Below are 25,113 nucleotides of genomic sequence, written 5' to 3'. Positions count from 1 at the left end.
ACGGGGAGCGCCTGGCCACGGAACGCGAGCGGACCGTGGCCTTCCGTTCTTTCTCAGCTCACGGGGAGGTTACGGAACCCTCAACCTCTGGTAGCTGGGCGGTTATCCGGCGACGATGGGGGCATGACACCGGCCGAGCGCGCCCATGAACGACTGGCGAGTTGGCCCGACCTCACGACGGTGCGAGCCGCGTGCGGTACGGGTTCCGCTCTGCGTTCCGCGTACAGCGAGATCGTCCACTTCCACTCCGCCCACGAGGTCGACCTCCACCTCACCGGCCAGGCCATCCAGCGACTCTCCCGCGACCTGCGCGCGTCCACGGCGATCCGGCTTCTTCCCGGGTCCCGCTGGGTCACCGTGCACCTCGACTGCGAGTCCGACGTCGATCTGCTGATCAGTCTCGTCAGCATGGCTCTCAAGGCGCATCAGGCGGGGGCGCCGGGGGAGGAAGGGTCTCGGTGCAATCTGCATCGGGTGATGCTGGTACCCAGGGACGAGCCGCTGGTGTAGTTCTGAGGTAACAGTTGGCTTTGCCAGTTCTTTACAACTGAGGCTTCTGCTGTCTCGTCTCTCCGCTCGATTCCACCCCGCCCGGGTGGACCGAGACGAGGAGAACCGAAGCCATGCGTCGTACCGCTCGTGCTGTGCTGGGAGCCTTTGTGCTCAGCGGTGTTGTCGGTGTCGCCGGTCTGACCGGTGCCGGGACGGCGTTCGCGGAGACGCCGACTCCGGTGCCGAGTGTGGCGCCGACCGAGGCTCCGGCTCCGGCGCCGGGGGACCTGGCCAGTGACGCGCCGACCAAGATGCCGAGTGAGGCCAGCGCGGTGCCGAGTCCGGTGCCGAGTGAGGGGCCGGGGCAGGTGTCGGTGGTGCCGTCGGGGGCCGCCGACACCGGGGTGGGTGAGGGGTCCGGGTCCGGGTCGTCGTCCGTGGGGTACGTCGGTGCCGGGGCCGGGGCCGTGCTGCTCGCCGGGGGTGCCTTCGTCGTCGTGCGGCGCCGGCGGGCGACCGGGGAGTGACGGTGCTGTCCAGGCGGGGGTTCGCCGTGGCGGGGCTGGGGGCGTTGCTCGTGGGGTGCGGGTCGGGTGGGGAGGGGGTGCGGGTGTCGTCGGACGACGACGGCTCGGTGGGGACGGTCCAGGCCGCCGGGGGCGGTGAGACGTCCGGCGCCGCCAAGCGCGTCGGCCCTGTCATACCCGTAGACCTCCGTATCCCGTCCATCGGCGTCGACACCCCCCTCCTCTCCCTCGGCCTCGCCGGTGACGGCACGGTGGAGGTCCCGCCGGTCACCGCGCACAACCGGGCGGGCTGGTACCGGTACTCCCCCGCCCCCGGGCGGACCGGCCCTTCCGTCGTCCTCGGTCACCTGACCGTGGGCGACTACGGGCCCGGCGTCTTCCACCGCCTCCCCGAACTCCGCCGGGGCGACGAGATCACCGCCCGACTCTCGGACGGCGGCGCACCCGTCTTCCGCGTGACCTCCGTCCGCACGGTCCCGAAGTCCGCGTTCCCGACCCGTGAGGTGTACGGCGACACCGCCCGCCCGGAACTCCGCCTGATCACCTGCGGCGGCACCCGCACCGGCGACGGCTACTCGGCCAACGTGATCGTGTTCGCGGAGTTGGAGCGGGGGTGAGGGGCGAGGTGGGAGGACGGCGTGAGGTGGCCTCGCGGGTGGGGAGCGAGGCCGCTGTGACCGTGCCGTACCGGCGCGACGGAACCCGGACCCGTGCCCTCCCCTGGAGCCGCCCCCGGACCCGTTCGCGGGAGGAGGCGGCGGCCGAGTTGTTCGCGGCGGTGTACCCCCGCCTGGCCGGCTGGTGCAGGCGGCTGGTGGACGACGACGAGACGGCGCACGAGATCGCGTCGGAGGCGTTCACGCGGCTGTGGTCACGGTGGACGAAGGTGGAGGAGCCGCAGGGTTTCCTGTACGTCACGGCGGCGAACATCGTGCGGGACCACTGGCGCAAGGTGGAGCGGGAGAGGAGGGCGATGAGACGGGCGAAGACGGAGGAGGCCCTGCGCCCGGCGCAGGAGCAGACGGACCCGTCGGTGCGCCTGCTCGTGCAGTCCCTGCCGGAACGGCTGCGCGTCCCGATCCTGCTCCACTACTACGCTGACATGCCGATCCGCCAGGTGTCCGCCCTGACCGGACGCCGGGAGGGCACCGTCAAGGCCGACCTCCACGCGGCCCGCGAGCTGCTCCGAGCCCACCTGAGGAGAAGCCTTGACCACACGCTTTGACGCCGAGGACAACGCCGACGGCACCACCGGCGACGGCCAAGAGGACCCGTTGGTCGAGCTGTTGCGCCCCCCGGCCTCCCATCTCGCCGCGCCCCAGGGCCACTTCACCGCCCTGCGCCGCAAGTCCCGCCGCCGCAGGGCCCGTACGGTGCTGGCGACGGCGGCGGCCTGCACGGCGGCGTTCCTGATCGCCCTCCCGCTGACGTCGACGTCGCACCCCCCGGCCCACGAGTCCCCGCCGCTGGCCCCGCCCCCGGCGACCATCTCACCGGCCCCGAGTCCCGCCCGGGACACGGAGAAACCGTCCCCGACGCCCACCCCGGTGGACGAGACGGCGTCCCCGACCCTCGCGCCGCCGGACCACCAACTCCCCACGCCGTCCCCGTCCGTCGACAGCGGGACCAAGGAGTCCGCGGCGAAGGAACCCGAGACGAAGGAGTCCATGGCGCCGTCCGCCGTCCCGTCACCGGCGAGTGACCCGACAACGGCGCCCTGAGCGCAAGGAGAGAGGCGAGCCCCCCGGCAGGCCCGCCTCTCAGCTCTCAACTCACCCCGCTCTACGGCAGGTTGAGGGTTTCGCCCGACGTGTACCCGGTCAGCTTCTCGGGGTTGCGGACGTAGTACATCCCGGTGATGCGGGCCTCCTCGACGCTGAACGCGATGACCCCGTCGAACTCCCCGTCGAGGTGCATCGCGAGCGCCGGCGCGCCGTTGACGAGGGTCGGGTGGGAGGTGATCGCGGCGCCGTTCTTCCTGCTGATCCCGGCCATGTAGCGGACGATCTTGTCGGCGCCGAACAGCGGTACGCGCGCGGCGAGTTTGACGCCGCCGCCGTCCGTCATGAGGACGACGTCAGGGGCGAGGACGTCCAACAGGCCCTGGAAGTCGCCGGATTCGAGGGCCGCCTGGAACGCGTCCACCGCCGCCTGCGTCTCCCGGGCGGAGACGGTCTGCCGGGGGCGCCGGGCGTCGACGTGCTTGCGGGCGCGGTGCGCGATCTGCCGTACGGCGGCGGGGGTCTTGTCGACGGCCGCCGCGATGTCGTCGTACCCGACGTCGAAGACCTCGCGCAGGACGAACACCGCACGTTCGGTGGGTGCCAGGGTCTCCAGGACCAGCATCAGCGCCATCGACATGCTCTCCGCGAGTTCGACGTCCTGGGCGACGTCCGGCGCGGTCAGCAGGGGCTCGGGGAGCCAGGGGCCGACGTACGACTCGCGTCGGCGGGAGACCGTGCGCAGGCGGTTGAGGGCCTGGCGGGTGGTGATGCGGACGAGGTAGGCGCGGTGGTCGCGGACGGTGTCCAGGTCGACCTTCATCCATCTCAACCACGTTTCCTGGAGCACGTCTTCGGCGTCCGCCGCCGAGCCCAGCATTTCGTAGGCGACGGTGAAGAGGAGGTTGCGGTGGGCGACGAACGCGTCTGTGGCCTGGTCGGTCATGTCTGTGGTTCCCCCTGTTGATCGGTGTGTGCTGTCGATCAGTGTGCGGCGACGGGCTGTTGGCGGTGCGAGTCCTTCGGCTTCTCGCCCTGGCCCTTGGAGTTCTTGGACTTCCCCGCCTTCCTTGCCTCGAAGGCGAGTTGCCACACCGTGCTGCGGCAGATGAACTCCTTCACGACGCCGCCGGTGCGGCCCCGCAGGTGCGACGCCTTCGCCGTGTCGTCCCGCTCCGAGATCTGGAAGACGCCCGTCCTGCGGCCCAGGCTGAGGCACTGGCCGGCGAACGCCACGTGGATCGGGGCGGGTTGGGTTCCCGCGATGCGGCTCAGCACGGTCTCGGCGGCCTGCGGGCCCAGTTGGACGGCCGACTGGCAACCCATGCGGTACGACGCGTCCTTCGGGGCCGCCGCGTCGCCGGCCGCGACGATGTGCTCGTCGTCGATGCTGGTCAGGGTGTCATCGGTGATGAGCCTGCCGGTGGCGTCCGTGCTGAGGCCGCTGCGCAGGGCGAGGTCCGGGACGCTGAACCCCGCTGTCCACACGGTGATCTGACTGGGGATCAGGGTTCCGTCCGCCAGCCTCACGGACGTCTCCGTCACCTCGGCCGCCTTCGCCTCGTCGAGCACCGTCACGCCGAGTCCGACCAGGCGTTCCCTGATCGTCTCGCGGCCCTTCTCGTGCAGGTACGGGTTCAGGACGCCGCCGCAGATCAACGTCACCCGCCGTCCCTGTTCGGCGAGTTCGGCGGCGATCTCGATGCCGGTGGCTCCGCCGCCGACGACGGCGACACGGGCGTCCGGGGCCGCCTCCAGGGCCGTCCGCACCTCCCGCGCCTCCTCCAGCGACGCGAGCGGGTACGCGAACTCCCTTACGCCGGGCGCCTGTTGCCCCGCCGCACCGCTCCCGACGGCGTACACGAGGTAGTCGTACCCGATCACCCCCTTCTCGGTGCGCAGCACCCGCCCCCGGGCATCAATCTCCATCACCGAGTCCACCACCAACCGCACCTTCTCACTCAGCACCTTGCGGTACTCCACCACCGCCTCGTGCGTCCCCGCCGCCACCTGGTGCAGCCTGATCCGCTGCACGAACTCCGCCCGCGCGTTCACCAGCGTGACCTCCACGCCCTCCGCCCGCGCCAGCCGGTTCGCCGCCATCACCCCGGCGTACCCGCCACCCACCACGACCACCCCGGTGTTCCCGCCCATCGCCATCTCCTTCGCTCACTCCCGATGCGTTCGCCCTCAAGACACCGAACGAACGAAGGCTGTGACACCTGTGACCCACATCACCCCTACGGGAGCCCATCGACGAGCCTCCGCAGGGCCTCCAACTCCACACTCGGAAAGTGCTCGCCCCACTTCCCCCGATAGCCACTCACCCCGTACACACGCTCCACCTCGTCAAAACACCTGATCGCAGCCCGTCCCAGCTCCTCCACGCCGACGACGCCCGACCAGATCTCGACTCCCCGCCCGTCATGAGCGCCACCATCCGGCAGCTCCAGAACCCGCACCCACACCATCTCCCCCTCCCGATAAAACACCCACCGAAAAGCCGTAGGCTCCGCCTCGAACTGCGCCCGCTCCGGCCCCGGCGCGATGCACGACACCGAAAACTCCGCCCGCCCCAGCTCCCCCTCAACCACCCCATCGGCCCACCCCGCACCGGCAAGAGTCCAGGTCAGACGCATGCCGAACCATCAGCGAGAAACCAGTCGACCTCTGCCGCGAGGGCGGCCATCCGTTCGCCGGCCTCCAGGCAGGTGGTCAGGGAGGCCGTCCAGGGGGCGCGGGTGCGGGTCGTCCAGGTCAGGGTCACGTGGCCGCCCGAGCGGAAGACGGCCGACAGGGCGAGATCGCCGTCGGCGGTGCGCCAGTGGCGCTCGCCGGTCCAGCCTCGGTACAGGGCGGCCGTCTCCTTGAGGAAGTGGGGCAGGTCGGCGTCCCCGGGCCAGGCGAGGCGCACCTCCACGGCCGGATTCTCCTGGCAGCGGACGGTGACGTGAGGGTGGTCGGTGAGCGGGGGCATGGGGGGACCCTACGGCGATGGGGGCTGGTCCGGTGTTCTGGCTTCGGTGGGGCTGTCAGTGGTGGCTCCTATCGTTGGTGGGGACCACACGACCGGCGGTGAGGGAGTTCATGGGGACCAAGGAGCAGTTGGACGGGCTGCCGCCGCACGCGGACCTTCGGCGGGCCGACTCGCTCGCGCGGGAGATCTTCTCCGACGTGGCGAACAAATGGGCCCTGCTGATCATCGAGACCTTGGCCGAACGCACCCTGCGCTTCAGCGAGTTGAGAGACCAGGTCGAGGGCATCAGCCACAAGATGCTGACCCAGAACCTCCGCATGCTGGAACGCAACGGCCTCGTCGAACGAACCGTCCACCCGACGATCCCACCCCGCGTCGAGTACACCCTCACGGCACCGGGGCGGGCCCTGCGGGCGACCGTCGACGTGCTGTGCGAGTGGACGCAGCGGCACTTGGGCGAGATCGAGGAGGCGCGGGGGCGGTTCACGGGCTGAGGCCCGCTGAACGGGATCCGCCGGCGGAGGACCGCTGAGCGGGATCCGCCGGCTGAGGACCGCTGAGCGGGATCCGCCGGCTGAGGGCGTCCGTCCGGGAATCGCCGGCTGCGAGCCGCTGACCGATCCGCCGGCGGAGGGCCGCCCGTCCGGGAATCGCCGGTTGAGGTCCGTCCGCCTGAGGAGCACCGGCTGAAGCCGTCAGGCCGGAGGGCGCGGGGCACCGGGCACCGCCGAGGGCCGTCGTCCGAGGGACGCCCGCCAAGGCCCATGAGCTGAGGAGCGCCCCCCGAGAACCGCAGGTCAAGGGCTGCCGTCCCCGGGAACGCCGCCTGAGGGGCACCGCGTCAGGGCCACCGGCTCAAGCACCGGCCCGGGGAGTACCGCCCGAGGGGCGTGGCTCAGGGCCGGCGGCCCGAGCACCCTCAGCCCCCGGAACCGTCAGCCCTGGAACCCTCAGCCCCGGAACCGCCGGCCCCGGAACCGCCGGCCCCGCAGCCCCCGGCCCCGCAGCCCCCGGCCCCGGAACCACCGGCCCCGCAGCCCCCGGCCCCGCAGCCCCCGGCCCCGGAACCACCGGCCCCGCAGCCCCAGCCCCCGGCCCGCAGCCCCCGGCCTCTGCACCGCCGGTCCGAACACCCCCGGCACCGGCCTCGGCGCCGCCGGTCAATACGCCCCCAGCCCCAGCGCCGCCGGTCCCAGCGCCGCCGGTCCCAGCACCCCGCCCCCGGCGGATCCCGCTCAGCGGGCCTCAGCCCGTGAACCGCCCCCGCGCCCCCTCGGCTCCAGTCCCCGGCCCCGCCCTCACCCCGTCGGCCCCGCCCCCGAGACCGTCGCCCAGCCCCCGTCCCCGTCACCGCCCCGCGATCAGCTCCAGCGTGTCGATCACCCGGTTCGAGAAGCCCCACTCGTTGTCGTACCAGGCGACGACCTTGACGTGGCGGCCGTCGACGCGGGTGAGGGCGGAGTCGAAGATGGAGGAGGCGGGGTTGCCGACGATGTCGGAGGAGACGAGGGGGTCGTCGGAGTATTCGAGGACGCCGGCGAGGGGGCCGTCGGCGGCGGCGCGGTACGCGGCGAGAACGTCGTCGCGGGTGACGTCGCGGGAGACCGTCGTGTTCAGCTCGACGATGGACCCGACCGGCACCGGCACGCGGATCGAGTCGCCGGACAGCTTGCCGTCGAGGTTGGGCAGGACGAGGCCGATCGCCTTGGCGGCCCCGGTGGTGGTCGGGACGATGTTGACGCCGGCGGCACGGGCCCGGCGGGGGTCGCGGTGCGGCCCGTCCTGAAGGTTCTGCTCCTGGGTATAGGCGTGCACGGTGGTCATGAACCCGTGCTCGATACCGGCGAGTTCGTCGAGGACGTGCGCCAGCGGCGCGAGCGCGTTGGTGGTGCAGGAGGCGTTGGAGACGACGGTGTGCGCGACGGGGTCGTACGCACCGGTGTTGACGCCGTACGCGAGCGTGACGTCCGCCCCGTCCGACGGCGCGCTGACCAGCACCTTGCGCGCCCCGGCGGCGATGTGCGCGGCGGCGGCCTTCGCCGAGGTGAAGCGCCCGGTCGCCTCCAGCGCGACGTCGACACCGAGTTCGGCCCACGGCAGCTTCGCGGGGTCCCGCTCCGCGAGGACGGCGATCCGGCGGCCGTCGACGACGAGGGCGTCCCCGTCGGTCGTCACGGGACGCCCGAGCCGGCCGGCCGTGCTGTCGTACGCGAGCAGCCTCGCGAGGGCGGCGGGCTCGGTGAGGTCGTTGACGGCGACGACCTCCAGGGAGCTGTCGCGTTCCAGCAGCGCGCGCAGCACGTTGCGTCCGATGCGGCCGAATCCGTTGATGGCGATGCGCGTCATGGGTCGTGTCCCTTCGGTTCCCTGTCGCTTCCCCGCCACTGTCGCGCGCGGGGCGGGCGCCGGGACAGTGGCATGATCGCCAGGGTGTGAAAGGATCGCGCCGCCGTGGGGGTCTCACTCCTGAGTACTACGGGGTCACTCCCCCCGCGTGAACGTCCGCCGGTACTCGCTCGGCGTAGTACCCAGCACCCGCTGGAAGTGCAGCCGCAGATTCGCCCCCGTCCCCAGCCCCACCTCGGCGGCGATCCGCTCGACCCCGTGCTGGGACCGTTCCAGCAGCTCACGCGCCAGGTCGACCCGGGCCCGTGTCACCCACTCCATCGGCGTGTACCCGGTCTCCTCGACGAAGCGCCGGGAGAACGTCCGCGGCGACACCCCCGCCCGCCGCGCCAGCCGGCCGAGGCTCAGCGGCTCGGCGAGATGGTGCAGCGCCCACTCCCGGGTCACCGCGAACCGCTCGCCGCGCGGCTCGGGAACACTGCGCGGCACGTACTGCGCCTGGCCCCCGCTGCGGTAGGGCGCCGCGACGAGCCGCCGGGCCGCGTGGTTGGACGCGGCGACGCCGAGGTCCCCGCGCAGGATGTGCAGGCACAGGTCGATCCCGGACGCGGCGCCGGCCGACGTCAGCACGCTGCCCTCGTCGACGAACAGCACGTTCTCGTCGACCCGCACGAGCGGGTGCCGGGCCGCGAGCGCCCGCGTGTAGTGCCAGTGCGTGGTGGCCCGCCGCCCGTCGAGCAGCCCCGTCGCGGCGAGCGCGAACGCGCCCGTCGAGATCGCGGCGAGCCGCGCGCCCCGCGCGTGCGCGGCGATCAGCGCGTCGACGACCGCCCCCGGCGGATCCTCCCGGTCCGGGAACCGGTAGCCGGGCACGAACACGATGTCCGCCCAGGTCAGCGCCTCAAGCCCGTGCGCGACGGCGTACGACAGACCGTCCCCGCCGGTCACGAGTCCGGGCGCCGCGCCGCACACCCGCACCTCGTACGGCATGCTCGCGCGGGTCGTGAACACCTGCGCGGGGATGCCGACGTCGAGGGGTTTCGCCCCTTCGAGGACGAGCACGGCGACGTGGTTCAGGCGGGGTGCAGGGGTGGGCGTGTCGGCGGGCACAGGGAGAGGGTATGCGGGGCGAAGGGGAGAAGGGGGCGGCGGGGAACACGCGTCGCCGGGGGCGGGGGAGGCCGGGAGACGCGCGTCGCCGGGAGCGAGGGGAGCTGCGGGAGACACGCCCCTCCCCCACGTCCCCCGGACGACCCTCCCGACCGGAGTTGACCCTGACGCGCGGGTCAAGGGCTAACCTCCGCACGCCAGTTGACACCACGGAGGCCCCCATGTCCGTCCTCAGCCGCGAGATCCGGCTCGCCGCCACACCCCGAGGGCTGCCCGCGCCCACCGACTTCACCGTCACGGAGACCCGGCTCCCGGACCCAGTCGACGGCCAACTCCTCCTCCGCAACCACCAGTTCCTCCTCTTCGCGGGCCTGCGCACCCTCCTCGGCGGCGCCGCGCGGAACACCCCGGTCCCCGCCCTCGCCCCCGGCGACACCCTGTACGGCCCCGCGCTCGCCGAGGTGATCCACGCCCCGGACGACAGCCCGCTGCGCCCCGGCGACCTGGTGACCCACTTCCTCGGCTGGCGCGAGTACGCCCTCGCCCCGGCGTCCCAATGCACCCCGGTCGCCCCCGAGTTGCCCGACCCCCTCGCCCAACTCTCCTCGGGCGGCGCCGCGTTCGGCGCGCTGACCCGGCTGACCGGCGTACGTGAGGACGACATCGTCCTCGTCACCGGCGCGGCCGGCGGCGTGGGTTCGCTGGCGGGGCAGATCGCCCGGCTGCTGGGCGCGAAAAGGGTGATCGGCACGACGAGTTCACCCCGGAAGGCCGGGCGGCTGGTCACGGAGCTGGGGTACGACGACGTCCTGACCGGCACCGACGACTGGGGCGCACGGCTCGCGGACGGAATCGACGTCCTCGTCGACACGGTGGGCGGCGCGCAGCTCGCGGCGGCCGTGGACGTCGCCCGGCGCGGCGCGCGGTTCGCGCTGGTCGGCGCGCTCTCCGGGCAGCTCGCGGCGGAGGGGACGGGGGCGACGGCGCCGGTCGCGTTCGACGCGTACCAACTCGTCCTGAAGGGCGTCTCGTTGAGGGGGTACCTCGGCGTCGACCATCCCGGCGTGGAGGCGGAGTGGATCGCACGGTTCGCCCACTGGCTGCGGGCCGGCGAGATCCGGTTCCCCGTCACGCGGACGACCGGCATCGAACGTGCCCCGCAGGCGTTGCGGGACCTGTTCGAGGGGAAGCAATTCGGCACGGCGGTAGTGGAGTTGGCGGAATAGGAGGCCGACCGGGATGCGGATCGGTGACGCGGCGGCGGCCGTCGGAGCGACCCCGAGAGCCCTGCGCTTCTACGAGCAACGCGGACTGCTCCCGCCCCCGGCCCGCACATCCACCGGCCAACGCGACTACTCCGCCGCCGACATCGACGTCCTGCGCGCCATCCGCGCACTCCTCTCCACCGGCCTGACGGTCGAGGACGTGCACCACATCGCCGACCGGCTCCCCCTCCTCGCGGTGGCCCCGTCCTGCACCCCTCCGTCCGGCTCAACCGGGGCCGGTGGCAGGGACGTTGTGCGCCGGCGGATCGCGGCGCTGGACGCGGAGATCGGGCGGCTGACGCGGCTGCGGGACGCGCTGAGGACGGCGACGGGGGAGGCGGAGGGGGCGACGTCCCGCTGACGGGGCCGTCGTCCAGTGGCCGACGTCTCGTTGACGAGGTCGGCATCTCACAGACGGCCGATCACCCCCTCCCGCATCATCGCGTCCAACTCCCCGTCGGACACGGGGTGAAGCGTGCCGAGAAGCTTGTTCAGGGCGGCGTCGTCGAGGGTCCGGCTGCTGATCTCGGCCTCGGCTCCGAGGTGGCGGCGGAACAGACTGCGGGTGCCGTCGCCACGGGCGACGCGGACGTCGCCGTCGGCCTCACGCGTACACCTGTCGCGCGCGTCCGTGAAGACGGCGCAGTTCACGGGCTGCGAGAGGGGAGAGCGGACGGTCAGCCCGACGTACCCCGGCGTGCTCCCGTCGAGGGAGTGGTACTCGAAGGAGACGTAGACCCCGATCGTGGCACGGACCATCCGCATCCCCGGCGGCGTGTCGATCACGTACAGCACCTCGGGGTGTTCCCGGTACGCCGCGACCTCCGCCGCCCGCTCCCGCTCCCGCGCCTGCGCGGGCCCGACGAACCCCCCGTACGCGACCCCGGCGGCCAGCACCCCCACCCCGGCGGCGCGCACCCACCGCCCCGGCACGAAGAACGCGGCGACGACGGCGTACGGCACCCCGACCAGCGCGACCCGCATCGCAGGCCCACCCAGATCGACGTCCCCGCCGTAAGCACCCACCCCGGCCGCCACCCCGGCGGTCCCCACCAGAAACACCGTCACGGCCCACCCCACCCGACCACCCCTACTTCCGCACCACGGCACCACATCCCCCTCAGGAGCCAGTACCACCAACAACCCCACCACCACCGGCACCCCCACCCCCGCCACCACCAGCGCGGCCCCTCCCCCACCACCCCACCCCGCCATGAACACCCCTACCCCCACCACCGGCCCCACGACGGCCATCGCCACCCACACCAGAAGAAGATGCCGCACCACCTGGGGAACCCTGCCACTCGTCATGGAGGGGAGGGTGCCAGGGAGGGGCACGTGGCACATGAGTTGTCGTACTCAGGAGCTGTCGTACTCAGGCGTGACGCGGCGCACTTTTGCAAGCGGGTGCTTGCAATAGTTAGCGGGGTGGGTGCATGGTGGAGGCATGGCATCGCTCAACGTCGGGAACCTCGGCGAGTACCTGCGGGAACAGCGGCGGAACGCGCAGCTGTCGCTGCGGCAGCTCGCGGAGGCCGCGGGGGTGTCGAACCCGTATCTGAGCCAGATCGAGCGGGGGTTGCGCAAGCCGAGCGCGGAGGTGCTGCAGCAGGTCGCGAAGGCGCTGCGGATCTCCGCCGAGACGCTGTACGTGCGCGCGGGCATCCTCGACGCCGAGCGGGACCGGGACGAGGTGGAGACGCGGGCGGTGATCCTCGCGGATCCGACGCTGACCGAGCCGCAGAAGCAGGCGCTGCTCCAGATCTACGAGTCGTTCCGCAAGGAGAACGGCTTCGACGCGAGCCGGACGCCGGGCACGCGGGACGAGACGGATGCCGCGAGCGGCGCACCGAGAAGTGACGAGGACAGCGATCCGCAGGGGGCGGCCGGTTGACCGGTCCAAGGGGCCGGCCGGCCCGCTGCGGATCCGCGCCTCGGCCGATGTCGACGAACGTGAACGCGAAACCGGGAGGAACACTCACCATGGCCATCACCGACGATCTGCGCAAGACCCTGAGCGACCCGACCCCCCTCTACTTCGCCGCCGGTGCCGCCGACCTGGCGTTGCAGGAGGTCAAGAAGGTCCCCGCGCTCGTGGAGCAGCTGCGCGCGGAGGCGCCCGCGCGCTTCGAGGCCGTCCGCGACAGCGACCCCAAGGCGCGCGCGAAGGAGGCGGGCGCCAAGGCGAAGGAGGCCGGCGCCAAGGCCAACGCGCGCGCGAAGGAGGCGCAGGAGACCCTGCAGACCAAGGTCGGCGAGTTCGTCACCGCGCTCGACGGCGACTTCAAGAAGCTCGGCGCCACGCTCGACGCGGACCTCAAGCGGCTCGGCGAGTCCGCGCAGGACCTCGCGCTGCGCGGCGTCGGCGTCGCCGCGGAGTACGCCGTCAAGGCGCGCGAGACGTACGAGAAGGTCGCCGAGCGCGGCGAGCAGACCGTGAAGACCTGGCGGGGCGAGGCGGCCGAGGAGATCCAGGAGCTGGCCGTCGCCGTCGAGGTCAAGGAAGAGCCCGCGCGGACGGCGGACGACGACAAGGCCGCCGCCAAGAACGCCGACGCCGAGCCCGCCGCCAAGTCCGCCGCGCCCGCGAAGAAGGCCCCCGCCAAGAAGGCGCCCGCGCGCAAGACCGCCGCGAAGAAGACGACGCCGCCCGCGAAGTGAGCGGCCTCGGAGGTAGGTACGGCGGGCCGGGCACTCTCGCGGTGTCCGGCCCGTTGTAGGGGTAGCGGGCCGGGGGTTGCGGGTACGGTGACCGCGTAAGGGACGAGCAGTCGAACCGGGTGGTGGACGTTGTGCTGATGCAAGGATTCAGCAGTTTCATGGCTCTGCTGAGCCTGGCCCTGATCGCCTTCAGCGGCTTCGCGCTCATCGACGCCGGGCTGCGCCGTGAGGACGGCTACCGCGCGGTCGACAAGCAGACCAAGCCCTTCTGGATGATCATCCTCGGGCTCGCCTTCGTCGTGAACCTGATCTTCCCGATCCTGTCCTTCCTGCCGATCATCGGCCTCGTGGCGACGATCGTCTACATGGTCGACGTCCGCCCCGCCCTGCGGACGCTGCCGGGCGGCGGAAAGGGTGGCCGCGGCGGACGCGGCGGATCCAGCAGCGACGGCCCGTACGGTCCGTACAACGGGGGCCGGTAGGACGACGGCCAGGGCAACGCTGAGCCGGTTCCGTTTCGTACGGGCCCGGCTCAGCCCCGTTCCAGCAGCAGCACCGCGACGTCGTCCGTCAGCTCGCCCCCGTTCAGCTCGCGCGCCTCGCGCACCGCCGCGCTCAGCAGCCGTTCGCCCCGGACGCCCTCGCCCCACAGCCGCCCGACCATCCCGGCCATGCCGTCCTGGCCGAGGCGTTCGCGGCCGCCGTCCCCGACGCGGCCCTCGATCAGCCCGTCCGTGTACATCAACAGGCTCCACTCGGCGCCGAGTTCGACCTCCATCCGGGGCCAGTTCCGCCAGGGCAGCATCCCGATCGCGGGCCCGTTCTCGTCGTACGGCAGCAGGTCGGCGCGGCCCTCGCGGACGACCAGCGGGGCCGGGTGCCCGGCGAGGCACAGGCGCGCACGCGAGCCGTCGGCATCGATGTCGACGGTGCACAGCGTCGCGAACAGCTCCTCGTTGTCGCGCTCGTGCTCCAGCACCTCCTGCAAGGTGCCGAGCAGTTCGTCGCCGCACAGCCCGGCCAGCGTCAACGCCCGCCAGGCGATGCGGAGTTCGACGCCGAGCGCGGCCTCGTCGGGGCCGTGTCCGCAGACGTCGCCGATCATCGCGTGGACGATGCCGTCCGGGGTGCGGACGACGTCGTAGAAGTCGCCGCCGAGCAGCGCGCGCGAGCGGCCGGGGCGGTAGCGCGCGGCGAACCTCAGCGGGGCGCCGTCCAGCAGGGGCGTCGGGAGCAGTCCGCGTTCCAGGCGCGCGTTCTCCTGCGCCCGCAGCCGGCCCTCCGCGAGCCTGCGCTCGGCCGCGTCGGAACGTTTCCGCTCCACCGCGTACCGGATCGCCCGGCTCAGCAGCCGCCCGTCCAGCTCGTCCCGGAACAGGTAGTCCTGCGCGCCCACGCGGACGGCCTCGGCGGCGCGGTCCGCGTCCCCGGACGCCGTCAGCGCGAGCACCGCGTGCCGGGGCGCGAGCCGCAGCACATGCCGCAACACCGCCAGCTCGTCCTCGTTCCCGTCCTCCCCCGTGCACCCCGGCGCCGGCAGCGCGAGGTCCAGCAGGATGCAGTGCACATCATCCGTCAGCAGCCGCTCGGCCTCCGTGAGATTCCGCGCCGCCCGCACCCGAATCGGCCGCCCCGTGGAATCCCGCAGATCGGGAACGAGGGGGGTGGCGGCGGGGTCGTCCTGGATGAGGAGGAGGGTGAGGTGAGGCGCGACGGAGGCCCCGGCAAGGACGCCGGGTGCGCCACCGGGGACGGCCACGTCGACGGCCGACGCGGCGCCGGGGACACCGGGGACGCCGTCGGGAACGCCAGCCCCGGCCGGGCCTCCGGCGCCGGGGGCGCCCTGAGTGTCAGCCGTCCCGGCGAGGTCGGCGAAGCCGGGGCCGTTGGCGGTCCCGACAGAGTCGGAGGCGGTGTTTCTCGCGGGACCGGCGAAACCAGAAGCATCAGCCGCCCCGGCAGATCCGGCGGAGCCTGCGGGGGCGGACACGGCGGGCCCGAGCACACCAGCGGCCTCGGCAGAACCGGGAACGCCGGCGATGCCAGCGGCCTCGCCAACTCCGGCCGGGCCAAGCGTGCCGGCCGTCCCGGCAGAGCCGATGGAGCCCAGGGCGTCAGGCCGCCCGGCAGGGCCGACGAGACCGGCGGGGCCGAACGCAGCGGCCTCCCCAGCCGCTCCAACGGCTCCGGCTGCTCCAAGCACGTCGGGCTCCCCCGCGACTCCGGCGGAGCCGACCAGGTCAAGCCCCTCAGCTGCCCCGGCGGCCCCGGCCGCCCCAGCAGCCTCAGCCACTCCGGCGGCCCCGGCCGCTCCAGCAGTCCCAGTTGCCCCGGTGGCCCCGGTGGCCCCGGCCGTCCTAGCAGCCTCAGCCACCCCGGCGGTCCCGGTCACTCCAGCAGTCCCAGTTGCCCCGGTGGCCCCGGTGGCCCCGGTGGCCCCGGTGGCCCCGGTGGCCCCGGTCGTCCTAGCAGACTCAGCCACCCCGGCGGTCCCGGTCACTCCAGCAGGCTCGGTCGCCCCAGTTGTCCCGGTCACCCCGGCGGAGCCGGTCGTTCTCGGCTCGCCAGTCCCGGCGGAGTCCTCCGTCCCCGGCGGGTTCCCGTTGGCTCGGCCTTCCTCAAGCACGGGTGGGTCCTCCGGGAGGCTGGTGGGCGGGGCGGGGGCCGGGTGTCCACACTCCACGGCTGGGATCGGTCTCTGCCGCGGTACGGGTACGGGCATGTCCTGGGTTCCTTCCCCTCCCCCCGAGGGCGCGGTGGTGACGAGGGAGTCGTCCCACCGAGCGGGACCCTAGCGGCAGAGAGCGCCGGAGCGGAATGGTGTACGGCACCCAGGTTGATCTCGCGTCAATGGCATATGCCGCGTTCCGTACCGCAGTTGGGCAGTGCGGGTGAGGTGCGGGGATGACGAACGTCACGTCGGCACGGGGTTTGGGATCAAGGCCGCGTGCGATGCGTCACGTGGCCCGTTTCACGCCCCCGAACGAGCCCGCGCGAACCCCCTCGCGAACCCTCACGCGTCCGGCCGCACCACCCCCAGAATCGGCATCGACCCCGCCCCCGCGACCGTCACCGACCGCCCCGGACGCGGCGCGTGCACCATCTTCCCCTCGCCGATGTACATCGCGACATGGCTGGCGTCCGAGAAGTAGACGATGAGATCGCCGGGCCGCATGTCCTGGACGTCGACGTGCTTCAGCCGGCGCCACTGCTCCTGCGAGGTGCGCGGTATCGGCGTGCCCGCGCCGGCCCACGCTTGGGAGGTGAGCCCGGAGCAGTCGTAGGAGAGGGGCCCCTCGGCACCCCACTCGTACGGCTTGCCGCGCTGCGCGAGCGCGTAGTCGACGGCCTTCTCCCCCTGCGCGGTCGCCCCGCTCGCGCCCCCGCCGAGGACGCCCGTGTCCCCCACCTCCGCGGCCCACCGCGTCTGCGCCTGCTGAGCCGCCTGCCGCTCCAGCTCCGCGAGCCGGACACGCTCCTCCTGCGCCAGCTCGGCCTCCAGCTTCTTCGCCGCCGCGATCTGCTGCTCGATCCGCTTCTGCGCGGCGGCCTTCGCCTTGCGCCCGGCCTCCAGCTTCTGCCACTGGACGGCGGCGTCACGCGCGTACTGCTCCAGGTCCGCCTGGACGGTCGTCAGCTCGGCGAGCAGTCCCGTCGTCGCCTTCTGCCCCTGGCGCACGCGCCCCGCGTCGTCGAGGAACCGCGAGGGGTCCTCGCTGAGGATCAGCTTCGCCTCGTCCGGCAGGCCGCCGCTCCGGTACTGCGCGCGGGCCGCCGCCCCCGCGCGGTCCTTCAGCTCGGCCAGCCGCTCGCGGCCGTCCACGATGCGCTGCGCCAGCGCGACGATCGTCGAGGACTGCTCCTTCGACGCCTCCTCGGCGGCGTTGTACGCGTCCGTGGCGACCGCCGCGTCGTGGTACAGCGCGTCCAGGCGGGCGCGGACGGCCTGAAGGTCCTTGCTGGGTGCGGGAGTTGCCGCGACGGGCACGCTCGGGCCGGGGTCGGGGGCGGCGAAGGCCGTGCCGGGGGCCGCGAGGAGGGTGACCGCACAGACGACGGTCACCGCTGTCGTCACCAGGGCGCGCTTGCCCGTTCCCATACCGCTCCCCCAACTGATTTACCGTCAGTAACTTAAAAATCCCCAGCGGATCCTGTCACGACCCGACCGAAAACGACAGGGTTTGTACGCCCTCACCCCGCCCTCACCCCGCCCTCGACACCCCTTCCCCGCCACTTCCTCCTGATGCCTGTGAGACGAACGGTGCCGCCCAGACGTTCCCCCCACCGCTCACTCGTTCGAGTGAACCCACCCGCCCCCTCCCCGACCCTCAACCCCTCACCGAGGCGCCAACGCCCCCCACTCCACGCTCACTTCCCCCTCCCGCCACCTCCGCACCCCGCCCACCACCGGCCACACCCCCGCCAGATCCCGCACCGCCCGGATCCACCGCTGCCGCACCCCGTACGACGCGTACGGCGCCGCCGCCGCCCACGCCCGGTCGAAGTCCCGCAGGAACGCGTGGACCGGCTCCCCCGGCACGTTCCGGTGGATGAGCGCCTTGGGCAGCCGCTCGGCGAGGTCGGACGGCCGCTCCAGCGACGCCAGCCGGGCCGCGAAGGTCACCGTCCGGGGCCCTTCGCTCCCCAGCGCCACCCACACGTGCCGCCGCCCGATCTCGTCGCAGGTCCCCTCGACGAACAGCCCGCCCGGCGCGAGCCGCCGGCAGACCCGCTCCCACACGCCCGCGACGGCGTCCTCGTCGTACTGCCGCAGCACGTTCGCCGCCCGCACCAGCACGGGCCGCCCCGCCACCGGCACCTCGAACCCGCCGTGCCGGAACACCAGCCCCTCGCGCGCGTACGCCTGCGCGGCGGCCACGCGCGCGGGATCGATCTCGACGCCCACCACGCGCACGCGCGGGGCCACCTCCCGCAGCCGCCCCAGCAGCTCGACGGCCGTCCAGGGCGCGGCCCCGTACCCGAGGTCGACGGCCACCGGGTCGCCCGCCCGCCGCAGCTCGGCGCCGTGCGCGGCCGCGATCCACCGGTCCATCCGTCGCAGCCGGTTCGGGTTGGTCGTCCCGCGCGTGACGGTGCCGACGGGACGGGAGGAGGTCATGCGTACGAGGGTAGCGGGACGCCTCGCGCGATCGAACGGTTGAGCGACTATCGGTAACGCGTAGGTAAAAACACCCTCATCGGGCCCCCGTTTCCGGAATGGAAGGGACGCCTCCCGGCGTTGCACCGGCTCGGAGGGCGCTCACCCCCTCCTTCTGACATGCCCGCAGCACCGCCAGCAAGGAGGAAACGCCACGTGAGCCAGTACGTCACCAGGCTCGGGCGTCGCTCCCCGGCCCAGTCCCCGCGTCTGCGGCTGCCGCACCGCAGGCCGCGCCGAGTCGCGATGCTCTCCGTGCACACGTCACCTCTGCACCAGCCCGGCACCGGGGACGCCGGCGGGATGAACGTCTACATCGTCGAGCTGGCCCAGCGGCTGGCGGCGATCAACATCGAGGTCGAGATCTTCACGCGCGCGACGACGGGCGGTCTGCCGCCGACCGTCGAGCTCGCCCCCGGCGTCCTCGTCCGCCACATCGACGCGGGCCCCTACGAGGGCCTGAACAAGGAGGACCTGCCCGCGCAGCTGTGCGCCTTCACGCACGGCGTCATGCAGGCGTGGGCGGGCCACCGGCCCGGCTACTACGACCTCGTCCACTCGCACTACTGGCTCTCCGGCCACGTCGGCTGGCTCGCCGCGCAGCGCTGGGGCGCGCCCCTCGTCCACGCGATGCACACCATGGCGAAGGTCAAGAACGCGAACCTCGCGGACGGCGACACTCCGGAACCGGCGGCACGTGTCATCGGGGAGACGCAGATCGTCGAGGCGGCGGACCGGCTGATCGCCAACACGGCTGAAGAGGCCGCCGAGTTGGCGCATCACTACCACGCCGACCCGGCGAAGATCGCCGTCGTGCATCCCGGCGTCAACCTGGACCGTTTCACGCCGGGCGACGGCCGTGCGGCGGCGCGCGCACGCCTGGACCTCCCGCCCGACGCCCTGATCCCCCTGTTCGCGGGCCGTATCCAGCCCCTGAAGGCGCCGGACATCCTCCTGAAGGCCGTCGCCGTGCTCCTGGACAACCGTCCCGAGTTGCGCGGGCGGATCGTCGTCCCCGTCGTCGGCGGGCCCAGCGGCAGCGGCCTCGCGAAGCCGGAGGGGCTGCAGAAGCTGGCCGCGCGCCTCGGCATCGCCGACGTCGTCCGTTTCCGGCCGCCCGTCGGGCAGGAACAGCTCGCGGACTGGTTCCGCGCGGCCTCCGTCCTCGTCGTCCCGTCCTACAGCGAGTCCTTCGGGCTCGTCGCGATAGAGGCGCAGGCCACGGGGACGCCGATCCTGGCGGCCTCCGTCGGCGGGCTCCCCGTCGCCGTCCGCGACGGCGAGACGGGCGTCCTGGTCGACGGCCACGAACCGGCCGCCTACGCGCGCGTGCTGGAACGGTTCGCGGACGACCCCGCGCTCGCCCCCCGCATGGGCCGCGCCGCCGCCCACCACGCCCAGTCCTTCGGCTGGGACACCGCCGCCTCCGCCACCGCCGACGTCTACACCGCCGCCGTCCAGTCCCACCGGCGTCCCGTACGCTCGCACCATGGCTGACGCGTACGAGGTGATCGAGGCGGCGCTCCAGGACGCGGGCGTCTCCTGGGAGTCCCCGTCGCCGGGCACGTACGTCGCGGAGCTACCGGGCACGCGCAAGCTCAAGACGACGGTGTCCCTGAAGGTCGGCCGCCACTCCCTCTCCCTCAACGCCTTCGTCATCCGCCACCCCGACGAGAACGAACCCGGCGTCCACCGCTGGCTCCTCGAACGCAACCTCAAGCTCTACGGCGTCAGTTACGCGGTCGACCCCCTCGGCGACATCTACCTCACCGCCCGCCTCCCCCTCACCGCCATCACCCCCACCGAGATCGACCGCCTCCTCGGCCAGACCCTCGAAGCCGCCGACGGCGCCTTCAACACCCTCCTCGAACTCGGCTTCGCCTCGGCGATCCGCAAGGAGTACGCGTGGCGGGTGTCGCGGGGGGAGTCGACGCGGAACCTCGATGCGTTCGGGCATCTGACGGGAGGTGGGTGAATGCCGGCCGGGGAGAAGGACCTCACGGAGTACTTCTGCCGCGGCTACCGGGTCGCCAAGGGCGCCCCTGGTACACCCCCGAGTTCAGCCCGGAGGGCTGGGACATCCTGGAACAGATGACGAACCTTCCGAGGGGGTGGCGCTAGACCCCCTCGTCGGGGCCGTGGTCGTGGGTTTGCCCGGACGGCCTGCCCCGGAGAAGGGGCGGGGACGTCATGACGCCACCCGCCCGGGGTCACTCTCAGGTATCCCTCATGCGCTGGCCCTGAAGTCGTCCAGGCCGAAGGGTGCGCCTTCGTAGGTGTAGGGGTAGTCGACGCCCATGGTCGCGAGGGTGGCGGCGCGGCGGCGTTCCCATTGGAGGCGGAGTTCCCAGGCGGCCTCGGCATGGGCGTGGCGGTCGGCCTGGAGGCGGAAGAGCTCGGCGGCTTCTTCCTTGGAGGGTGAGGTCCAGGGACGGGACCAGGGGCTTACGGGGATGACGGGGTCGGCCGGGGTGGGTGTGGGGTGGCACGGCTTGCGGCGTTGCCCCGTCCCCGGGAGGAGGAGGGCGAGCAGGGTGCGCAGGCATGCCGAAAGGGCACGCGCGATAGACTGACGCATGGCGACAGAGTTTCCTTACCAGGTGGTTGTCGTCATGGCCCCGTCAGCGGAGTGTTCCCGCACTCCGAGCTCTGATGGGGCCACTTTTTCTGTTGTTGCGTATCACGCTAGCACCAAGATTCGCTCCGCAAAGCGAAAACGGCGGATCTTCTTGAGCAACGTGCCCTGTACTGCGGCGGGTTGACGACGCCCAGGGCACGAAGTGGTTTGCGACCGGACGTAACTAGGCGCGTTCCCCGGCGAGTTCGGGGGCGGCGTCCGCGTGACCGGCGTCCGGTCCGGCGTCCGCGTCGGCCGCACCCTCCGTCCCGAACCAGGCCACCGCCACCGCGCCCGAGACCGCCAGCACGAACCCGAGCACCGCGAGCCAGCCGAAGCCGGGGCGGGACGCGTCGCCGAGCCACCAGACGCCGATCATGCCGGGCAGCACGGTCTCGCCGACGACGAGCGCGGCCGTCGCCCCGTTCACGGAGCCGAGCTGGAGCGCGACGGTGTGCAGGTACATGCCGCCGACCCCGGCGACGAGGACGGCGTACAGGGCGGGGTCGGCGAGCAGTGTGCCCAGGTCGAACGGGTCGACCCCGTTCAGCACCCGCACGCCCACACCGAGCGCCCCGAACCCGAGGCCGGACAGCAGACCGGCGAGGATCGCGGCGCGCGCGCCGAGCAGCCGGACGACAACCGTCCCGCCCACCATCAGCAGCACCGAGATCGCGAGGAGCCACCAGTGCGTGGAGACCGGCGTGTGCCCGCCGCCCTCGGGGCCCGCCGCGCTCGCGAGCAGCACCAGCGCCGAGCAGACGACCGCGATCGAACTCCACTCCGCCCGGCTGAGCCGGATGCCGAGCATCCTCACGCTCAGGACGGCCGTGATGACGAGGTTCGCGCTGATCACCGTCTGCGAGAGAAACAGCGGCAGCAGCCGCGCCGCGAGCGCGCCGAGCCCGAAGCCGACGAAGTCCAGCACCGTCCCCACGATGAACTGCCAGGTCATCGCGGCCTGCGCGGTGGACGAGAGGCTGGGCCCACCGTGCGCGGTCACCTGCCCCTCCGTCGCCGCGCGGGCCGCCTTGCGCGATCCCACGGCCTGCAACACGGAGCCCGTGCCGTAACAGATCGACGCCGCGACGGCCGTCAGAAGTCCTATGAGCACCGTGCGGCTCCGTTTCAGGGGGTTGGCTGTTCCCCCTGCCAGACGTGAGATCGGCGGTCCGCGTTGCGCAATACGTCATACCCCACAAACTCGAACATGCGTTCCCCAGTCATTAGCCGCTTCCCGTCCCCCCGGTACCGATGCGCCCCCACCCCGTACTCGACCTCCGGCCCCGACACCCACACCGCCTCGAACTCCCGCTCTTCCAGCCACGGTCCGACGAACGTGTCGTAATGCCGCGTCCGCGTCCACACCAAGGTCCCGCCGGGGCGGCAGAGCGCCGTGCAGTAGTCGAAGATCCGCCGGACGTCCGCATCGACGACGTTCCCGAGGACCCCGCACAACACGACGACGTCCGCCGGCGCGACGTCGACGTAGTGATCGGTGAGCGAAGCGTCCCCGGCGACGACCTCGACCCCACCGAGCCCGGTCCTCTCCGCCAGCCGCCGGGCGAACTCGGCGTTACGCGCGTCCAGTTCGACCAGCCTCGCCCTCACATCCCGGCGCCTCGGATGCTCCGCCACCACCTCGATCACATCCCGCCCCTGCCCCGCGCACAGACTCACCAGCCCCACCTCCCCCTCCGGGGCGGCATCCAACGCCTCCCGAATCCGCTCCTTCACCAATACGAGCCTCCGCGCGAGGTACGAGTCGGGGTTGTCGTAGGCGTTGTGCCACTCATGCCAGTCCATGCGGCCCGACGATACGTCCGGCGATCTTCCTGAGCGGATGGGTTCGGCCACTTCACGGACTGATCAACCCTTCTCGCATCTCCCCCGTCCTACCCTGGACGAGGGACCAGCCCAAGGGTCACGTCGCGAAGGAGCCGATCATGAGCACCGCCCCGAATCCACCGCCGCACCGGCCCGAAGAGCCCCGTCACCCGCTGCGGACGATCCGGGAGATCCGGGATTCCCTCCCCGTGCACCAGGTCGCCCACTTCGACGCCGAACTCGCCGACACCGACATCGACGCCCTGCCGGACATGCTCCACCGCTGGGCGACCCTCGGAAACGACGGATTCCTGGAACACCTGCTCTCGACCCCCTTCGAGGGCCTGGAGTTCGGCCGGCGATCCTACGACGACGCGGCGGGCGGCGAGTGATCTACCTGCTCGACACGAACGTCGTCGCCGAACTCACCACCCGCCCGAAGCCTGCCCCCGCGGTGCTCGCCTGGGCGCGCTCGGTCCCGTCCCCCGCGCTCTGCCTGAGCGTCATCACCGTCGCAGAAATCGAGGCCGGCGTCGCGGCGGCCTCGGACACCGTCCGCAGATCCGCCTTCCAGCAGGTCCTCGACGGCATCCGCCATGAGTACCGCGACCGAATCGCCCCATCGGAGAGAGGGAAGCCCTCGCCTACCTCACCCTCCACAAACACCTCAAGAACACCGGCACGACCATCGACCCGCCCGACGCCCTGATCGCCGCCACGGCCCTCGCGAACGACTGGACCCTGGTCAGCCGAAACACTAAACACCTGGCCCGAACGGGCGCCCCCCTGCTGAACCCGTGGGAGTACGAGGGGTAGAACCCTCACCCCCGAATGTCCTGCGCGACATGCCGAACTTGAACCAACAGCCCGCACCCATCCCTTCGAATTGAGCAGCCCTCCCGAGAGAGAGATTGCACGCCAATCACACGGCCACCTAACTCCACAAGATCAGCTCAAGACCGAATCGCAACCTACTGAGCGCCACCAAAGATCGATAGCAGAGCAAGTCGTCACACGGGGCAGAATTTAGTCCATTCACCTGACATCAAGGGCTTCAGTAGTCCAATCTTGCACCATGGATTCTGGTTGGGCTGCAATACTCGGCGCTTCGGTGACTGCATTAGCTGGTTGGCACACAGTCAAATGAGAGCCGCCGCCCGAGCCGAACACCGCAGAGAAAGAGTCGGACCACGCGAAGAGGCGTACAAAGAATTTCTTCAGCCCGCACTTATTATACGCTACCATCTGAGGGCCGTATATGACGAGCACTTCAAACCAAGAGACATCAGGATCAACGACGTAGCATCACTAGAACTTCATCTACACGTTTTCCGCTACGCACCCCTCCCTGAAGTTTACGCCCACATAGGTGATCGCATGCGCGACCTGGGCATTCACATACAAGATTTCGCTAGAGCGGCACGCCTAGCACTTTCAGAAGAATAAGGCGTCGAGTAATACAGGAGGTGCATAAAATCCACCACCCCAAGAAAGTCAGACAAGGATGTCCGTGGGTACCCGAAGTCTTCGATCAAGGCTCAGGTTAAATCGTTCACTCGGCAGTCGAAACCGTGTGCGCGGAACTCTCGAAAAGAACGTCCCCGCCCACGCAGTACGCGTAGGTCGGGGACGTGGTCAAAAACCTACTTCTTCTTCCCCTGATTCTTGACCGCCTCAATAGCAGCCGCAGCAGCCGCAGGATCGAGATACGTCCCGCTGGGGTTGAGCGGCTTGAAGGACGCGTCCAGCTCGTAGGCCAGCGGAATCCCGGTGGGGATGTTGAGGCCGGCGATGTCCGCGTCGGAGATCCCGTCGAGGTGCTTCACGAGGGCGCGCAGGGAGTTGCCGTGGGCCGCCACCAACACGGTCCGCCCGGCGAGGAGGTCGGGGACGATGCCGTCGTACCAGTAGGGGAGCATGCGGACGACGACGTCCTTGAGGCACTCCGTGCGGGGCCGCAGCTCCGGGGGGATGGAGGCGTAGCGGGGGTCACCGGACTGGGAGAACTCGGTGCCGTCCTCAAGGGCGGGCGGCGGGGTGTCGTAGGACCGGCGCCACAGCATGAACTGCTCCTCGCCGAACTCCGCGAGGGTCTGCGCCTTGTCCTTGCCCTGGAGGGCACCGTAGTGGCGCTCGTTGAGACGCCAGCTGCGGTGGACGGGGATCCAGTGCCGGTCCGCGGACTCCAGCGCGAGCTGCGCGGTGCGGATGGCGCGCTTCTGGAGCGACGTGTGGACCACGTCGGGCAGGAGACCGGCGGACTTCAGGAGCTCGCCACCGCGGACCGCCTCCTTCTCGCCCTTCTCGTTGAGGTTGACGTCCACCCAGCCGGTGAACAGGTTCTTCGCGTTCCATTCGCTCTCGCCGTGGCGGAGGAGGATCAGCTTGTACGGTGCGTCGGCCATGCGTATG

30 protein-coding genes are annotated in these 25,113 nt (G+C 71.8%); 15 read left to right on the top strand and 15 right to left on the bottom strand.

What is annotated here, in order from left to right:
* Positions 1 to 123 precede the first annotated feature (123 nt).
* From IAG44_RS22555 to IAG44_RS22535, 5 genes are all read left to right on the top strand, one after another.
* Positions 124 to 510 (top strand): luciferase domain-containing protein, encoded by a 387-nt coding sequence (locus IAG44_RS22555; protein WP_187748876.1) that lies wholly within the window; start codon positions 124 to 126, stop codon positions 508 to 510.
* 113 nt (positions 511 to 623) lie between these two features.
* Entirely contained in the window at positions 624 to 1,019 is a 396-nt protein-coding gene (locus IAG44_RS22550; RefSeq protein ID WP_187748875.1) for an LPXTG cell wall anchor domain-containing protein, read from the top strand.
* A 2-nt stretch (positions 1,020 to 1,021) separates the two neighbouring features.
* Positions 1,022 to 1,636, top strand: coding sequence for a class F sortase (locus IAG44_RS22545; RefSeq protein ID WP_425508465.1), 615 nt, complete (start codon positions 1,022 to 1,024; stop codon positions 1,634 to 1,636).
* A gap of 62 nt (positions 1,637 to 1,698) precedes the next feature.
* Positions 1,699 to 2,244 carry an RNA polymerase sigma factor gene (locus IAG44_RS22540; protein ID WP_187752821.1) on the top strand — a complete coding sequence of 182 codons (546 nt, stop codon included), beginning with the start codon at positions 1,699 to 1,701 and terminating at the stop codon, positions 2,242 to 2,244.
* A complete protein-coding gene (locus IAG44_RS22535; protein WP_187748873.1) occupies positions 2,228 to 2,740 on the top strand; it encodes a hypothetical protein in 513 nt (170 codons plus the stop codon). Before IAG44_RS22540 ends, IAG44_RS22535 begins: the two co-directional genes overlap by 17 nt.
* Positions 2,741 to 2,801: 61 nt before the next feature.
* Here the strand turns inward: IAG44_RS22535 and IAG44_RS22530 are convergent, their stop codons facing one another.
* The 4 genes from IAG44_RS22530 to IAG44_RS22515 all read right to left on the bottom strand — a co-directional run bounded on the left by IAG44_RS22530 (position 2,802) and on the right by IAG44_RS22515 (position 5,717).
* Positions 2,802 to 3,686, bottom strand: coding sequence for an RNA polymerase sigma-70 factor (locus tag IAG44_RS22530; RefSeq protein ID WP_187748872.1), 885 nt, complete (start codon positions 3,684 to 3,686; stop codon positions 2,802 to 2,804).
* Between the two features lie 38 nt (positions 3,687 to 3,724).
* Entirely contained in the window at positions 3,725 to 4,894 is a 1,170-nt protein-coding gene (locus IAG44_RS22525; RefSeq protein WP_187748871.1) for an NAD(P)/FAD-dependent oxidoreductase, read from the bottom strand.
* 86 nt (positions 4,895 to 4,980) lie between these two features.
* Entirely contained in the window at positions 4,981 to 5,379 is a 399-nt protein-coding gene (locus IAG44_RS22520) for a hypothetical protein (RefSeq protein ID WP_187748870.1), read from the bottom strand.
* The gene (locus tag IAG44_RS22515; RefSeq protein ID WP_187748869.1) at positions 5,370 to 5,717 is read right to left on the bottom strand and encodes a DUF6228 family protein; all 348 of its coding nucleotides are present in this window, start codon (positions 5,715 to 5,717) and stop codon (positions 5,370 to 5,372) included. Before IAG44_RS22515 ends, IAG44_RS22520 begins: the two co-directional genes overlap by 10 nt.
* A gap of 110 nt (positions 5,718 to 5,827) precedes the next feature.
* On the opposite strand from IAG44_RS22515, the gene IAG44_RS22510 reads away from it, so the two are divergent.
* Positions 5,828 to 6,211, top strand: coding sequence for a winged helix-turn-helix transcriptional regulator (locus IAG44_RS22510; protein WP_187748868.1), 384 nt, complete (start codon positions 5,828 to 5,830; stop codon positions 6,209 to 6,211).
* Between the two features lie 853 nt (positions 6,212 to 7,064).
* Here the strand turns inward: IAG44_RS22510 and gap are convergent.
* Both gap and IAG44_RS22500 read right to left on the bottom strand, forming a co-directional pair.
* A complete protein-coding gene (gap, locus tag IAG44_RS22505) occupies positions 7,065 to 8,063 on the bottom strand; it encodes a type I glyceraldehyde-3-phosphate dehydrogenase (protein ID WP_187748867.1) in 999 nt (332 codons plus the stop codon).
* A gap of 135 nt (positions 8,064 to 8,198) precedes the next feature.
* Entirely contained in the window at positions 8,199 to 9,173 is a 975-nt protein-coding gene (locus IAG44_RS22500) for a GlxA family transcriptional regulator (protein ID WP_187748866.1), read from the bottom strand.
* Positions 9,174 to 9,394: 221 nt separating this feature from the next.
* On the opposite strand from IAG44_RS22500, the gene IAG44_RS22495 reads away from it, so the two are divergent.
* Together IAG44_RS22495 and IAG44_RS22490 are read left to right on the top strand one after the other, a co-directional pair.
* Complete coding sequence (locus tag IAG44_RS22495; protein WP_187748865.1) at positions 9,395 to 10,399, top strand: MDR family NADP-dependent oxidoreductase; 1,005 nt, start codon at positions 9,395 to 9,397, stop codon at positions 10,397 to 10,399.
* 13 nt (positions 10,400 to 10,412) lie between these two features.
* Positions 10,413 to 10,799, top strand: coding sequence for a MerR family transcriptional regulator (locus IAG44_RS22490; RefSeq protein ID WP_187748864.1), 387 nt, complete (start codon positions 10,413 to 10,415; stop codon positions 10,797 to 10,799).
* 47 nt (positions 10,800 to 10,846) lie between these two features.
* Here IAG44_RS22490 and IAG44_RS22485 read toward each other — a convergent pair whose 3' ends face one another.
* Positions 10,847 to 11,749: a hypothetical protein gene (locus tag IAG44_RS22485; RefSeq protein WP_187748863.1), complete on the bottom strand. Its 903-nt coding sequence runs from the start codon at positions 11,747 to 11,749 to the stop codon at positions 10,847 to 10,849.
* Between the two features lie 136 nt (positions 11,750 to 11,885).
* Between IAG44_RS22485 and IAG44_RS22480 the strand changes: the two genes are divergently transcribed.
* The 3 genes from IAG44_RS22480 (at position 11,886) to IAG44_RS22470 (ending at position 13,581) form a co-directional block, all read left to right on the top strand.
* Positions 11,886 to 12,332, top strand: a complete 447-nt coding sequence (locus IAG44_RS22480; protein ID WP_246561983.1) for a helix-turn-helix domain-containing protein — start codon at positions 11,886 to 11,888, stop codon at positions 12,330 to 12,332.
* Between the two features lie 89 nt (positions 12,333 to 12,421).
* Complete coding sequence (locus IAG44_RS22475; RefSeq protein ID WP_187748862.1) at positions 12,422 to 13,099, top strand: hypothetical protein; 678 nt, start codon at positions 12,422 to 12,424, stop codon at positions 13,097 to 13,099.
* 137 nt (positions 13,100 to 13,236) lie between these two features.
* Positions 13,237 to 13,581 (top strand): DUF2516 family protein, encoded by a 345-nt coding sequence (locus IAG44_RS22470; RefSeq protein ID WP_187748861.1) that lies wholly within the window; start codon positions 13,237 to 13,239, stop codon positions 13,579 to 13,581.
* A gap of 50 nt (positions 13,582 to 13,631) precedes the next feature.
* Here the strand turns inward: IAG44_RS22470 and IAG44_RS22465 are convergent, their stop codons facing one another.
* From IAG44_RS22465 to IAG44_RS22455, 3 genes are all read right to left on the bottom strand, one after another.
* Complete coding sequence (locus tag IAG44_RS22465; protein WP_246564274.1) at positions 13,632 to 14,858, bottom strand: PP2C family protein-serine/threonine phosphatase; 1,227 nt, start codon at positions 14,856 to 14,858, stop codon at positions 13,632 to 13,634.
* Positions 14,859 to 16,112: 1,254 nt separating this feature from the next.
* Entirely contained in the window at positions 16,113 to 17,198 is a 1,086-nt protein-coding gene (locus IAG44_RS22460; protein ID WP_187748859.1) for a C40 family peptidase, read from the bottom strand.
* A gap of 237 nt (positions 17,199 to 17,435) precedes the next feature.
* Positions 17,436 to 18,218, bottom strand: a complete 783-nt coding sequence (locus tag IAG44_RS22455) for a class I SAM-dependent methyltransferase (RefSeq protein WP_187748858.1) — start codon at positions 18,216 to 18,218, stop codon at positions 17,436 to 17,438.
* Positions 18,219 to 18,413: 195 nt separating this feature from the next.
* Between IAG44_RS22455 and mshA the strand changes: the two genes are divergently transcribed.
* Both mshA and IAG44_RS22445 read left to right on the top strand, forming a co-directional pair.
* Entirely contained in the window at positions 18,414 to 19,754 is a 1,341-nt protein-coding gene (gene mshA / locus IAG44_RS22450) for a D-inositol-3-phosphate glycosyltransferase (RefSeq protein ID WP_187748857.1), read from the top strand.
* The gene (locus IAG44_RS22445; protein ID WP_187748856.1) at positions 19,747 to 20,232 is read left to right on the top strand and encodes a type III secretion system chaperone family protein; all 486 of its coding nucleotides are present in this window, start codon (positions 19,747 to 19,749) and stop codon (positions 20,230 to 20,232) included. The genes mshA and IAG44_RS22445 overlap by 8 nt, the downstream gene beginning before the upstream one ends.
* A gap of 252 nt (positions 20,233 to 20,484) precedes the next feature.
* On the opposite strand, the gene IAG44_RS22440 is transcribed toward IAG44_RS22445, so the two are convergent.
* The 3 genes from IAG44_RS22440 to IAG44_RS22430 all read right to left on the bottom strand — a co-directional run bounded on the left by IAG44_RS22440 (position 20,485) and on the right by IAG44_RS22430 (position 22,680).
* Positions 20,485 to 20,835, bottom strand: a complete 351-nt coding sequence (locus IAG44_RS22440; RefSeq protein WP_187748855.1) for a hypothetical protein — start codon at positions 20,833 to 20,835, stop codon at positions 20,485 to 20,487.
* A 223-nt stretch (positions 20,836 to 21,058) separates the two neighbouring features.
* Positions 21,059 to 21,988: a diguanylate cyclase family protein gene (locus IAG44_RS22435; RefSeq protein WP_187748854.1), complete on the bottom strand. Its 930-nt coding sequence runs from the start codon at positions 21,986 to 21,988 to the stop codon at positions 21,059 to 21,061.
* A gap of 14 nt (positions 21,989 to 22,002) precedes the next feature.
* Positions 22,003 to 22,680, bottom strand: a complete 678-nt coding sequence (locus tag IAG44_RS22430) for a methyltransferase domain-containing protein (protein ID WP_187748853.1) — start codon at positions 22,678 to 22,680, stop codon at positions 22,003 to 22,005.
* Positions 22,681 to 22,820: 140 nt separating this feature from the next.
* On the opposite strand from IAG44_RS22430, the gene IAG44_RS22425 reads away from it, so the two are divergent.
* Positions 22,821 to 23,093, top strand: a complete 273-nt coding sequence (locus tag IAG44_RS22425; protein ID WP_187748852.1) for a hypothetical protein — start codon at positions 22,821 to 22,823, stop codon at positions 23,091 to 23,093.
* Position 23,094: 1 nt separating this feature from the next.
* On the opposite strand, the gene IAG44_RS42985 is transcribed toward IAG44_RS22425, so the two are convergent.
* Positions 23,095 to 23,292, bottom strand: coding sequence for a hypothetical protein (locus IAG44_RS42985; RefSeq protein ID WP_223006801.1), 198 nt, complete (start codon positions 23,290 to 23,292; stop codon positions 23,095 to 23,097).
* A gap of 30 nt (positions 23,293 to 23,322) precedes the next feature.
* Between IAG44_RS42985 and IAG44_RS44560 the strand changes: the two genes are divergently transcribed.
* The gene (locus IAG44_RS44560; protein WP_343075770.1) at positions 23,323 to 23,517 is read left to right on the top strand and encodes a PIN domain-containing protein; all 195 of its coding nucleotides are present in this window, start codon (positions 23,323 to 23,325) and stop codon (positions 23,515 to 23,517) included.
* Between the two features lie 827 nt (positions 23,518 to 24,344).
* On the opposite strand, the gene IAG44_RS22415 is transcribed toward IAG44_RS44560, so the two are convergent.
* Positions 24,345 to 25,106, bottom strand: coding sequence for a phosphoglyceromutase (locus tag IAG44_RS22415; RefSeq protein ID WP_187748851.1), 762 nt, complete (start codon positions 25,104 to 25,106; stop codon positions 24,345 to 24,347).
* Between the last annotated feature and the right edge of the window lie 7 nt (positions 25,107 to 25,113).

This window comes from Streptomyces roseirectus, from assembly GCF_014489635.1.
Classification (GTDB): domain Bacteria; phylum Actinomycetota; class Actinomycetes; order Streptomycetales; family Streptomycetaceae; genus Streptomyces; species Streptomyces roseirectus.
The sequence above is the reverse complement of the archived record's forward strand: the minus strand, read 5'-3'. Positions and strand labels throughout refer to the sequence as shown.

Bases quoted from the DNA above. Each gene is read 5' to 3' on its own strand.
- IAG44_RS22555 (WP_187748876.1), top strand. From the start codon at position 124: ATGACACCGGCCGAGCGCGCCCATGAACGACTGGCGAGTTGGCCCGAC.
- IAG44_RS22550 (WP_187748875.1), top strand. From the start codon at position 624: ATGCGTCGTACCGCTCGTGCTGTGCTGGGAGCCTTTGTGCTCAGCGGT.
- IAG44_RS22530 (WP_187748872.1), bottom strand. From the start codon at position 3,686: ATGACCGACCAGGCCACAGACGCGTTCGTCGCCCACCGCAACCTCCTC.
- IAG44_RS22525 (WP_187748871.1), bottom strand. From the start codon at position 4,894: ATGGGCGGGAACACCGGGGTGGTCGTGGTGGGTGGCGGGTACGCCGGG.
- IAG44_RS22520 (WP_187748870.1), bottom strand. From the start codon at position 5,379: ATGCGTCTGACCTGGACTCTTGCCGGTGCGGGGTGGGCCGATGGGGTG.
- IAG44_RS22515 (WP_187748869.1), bottom strand. From the start codon at position 5,717: ATGCCCCCGCTCACCGACCACCCTCACGTCACCGTCCGCTGCCAGGAG.
- IAG44_RS22510 (WP_187748868.1), top strand. From the start codon at position 5,828: ATGGGGACCAAGGAGCAGTTGGACGGGCTGCCGCCGCACGCGGACCTT.
- gap (WP_187748867.1), bottom strand. From the start codon at position 8,063: ATGACGCGCATCGCCATCAACGGATTCGGCCGCATCGGACGCAACGTG.
- IAG44_RS22495 (WP_187748865.1), top strand. From the start codon at position 9,395: ATGTCCGTCCTCAGCCGCGAGATCCGGCTCGCCGCCACACCCCGAGGG.
- IAG44_RS22490 (WP_187748864.1), top strand. From the start codon at position 10,413: ATGCGGATCGGTGACGCGGCGGCGGCCGTCGGAGCGACCCCGAGAGCC.
- IAG44_RS22485 (WP_187748863.1), bottom strand. From the start codon at position 11,749: ATGACGAGTGGCAGGGTTCCCCAGGTGGTGCGGCATCTTCTTCTGGTG.
- IAG44_RS22480 (WP_246561983.1), top strand. From the start codon at position 11,886: ATGGCATCGCTCAACGTCGGGAACCTCGGCGAGTACCTGCGGGAACAG.
- IAG44_RS22475 (WP_187748862.1), top strand. From the start codon at position 12,422: ATGGCCATCACCGACGATCTGCGCAAGACCCTGAGCGACCCGACCCCC.
- IAG44_RS22470 (WP_187748861.1), top strand. From the start codon at position 13,237: ATGCAAGGATTCAGCAGTTTCATGGCTCTGCTGAGCCTGGCCCTGATC.
- IAG44_RS22460 (WP_187748859.1), bottom strand. From the start codon at position 17,198: ATGGGAACGGGCAAGCGCGCCCTGGTGACGACAGCGGTGACCGTCGTC.
- IAG44_RS22455 (WP_187748858.1), bottom strand. From the start codon at position 18,218: ATGACCTCCTCCCGTCCCGTCGGCACCGTCACGCGCGGGACGACCAAC.
- IAG44_RS22445 (WP_187748856.1), top strand. From the start codon at position 19,747: ATGGCTGACGCGTACGAGGTGATCGAGGCGGCGCTCCAGGACGCGGGC.
- IAG44_RS22440 (WP_187748855.1), bottom strand. From the start codon at position 20,835: ATGCGTCAGTCTATCGCGCGTGCCCTTTCGGCATGCCTGCGCACCCTG.
- IAG44_RS22430 (WP_187748853.1), bottom strand. From the start codon at position 22,680: ATGGACTGGCATGAGTGGCACAACGCCTACGACAACCCCGACTCGTAC.
- IAG44_RS22425 (WP_187748852.1), top strand. From the start codon at position 22,821: ATGAGCACCGCCCCGAATCCACCGCCGCACCGGCCCGAAGAGCCCCGT.
- IAG44_RS42985 (WP_223006801.1), bottom strand. From the start codon at position 23,292: ATGCCGTCGAGGACCTGCTGGAAGGCGGATCTGCGGACGGTGTCCGAG.
- IAG44_RS22415 (WP_187748851.1), bottom strand. From the start codon at position 25,106: ATGGCCGACGCACCGTACAAGCTGATCCTCCTCCGCCACGGCGAGAGC.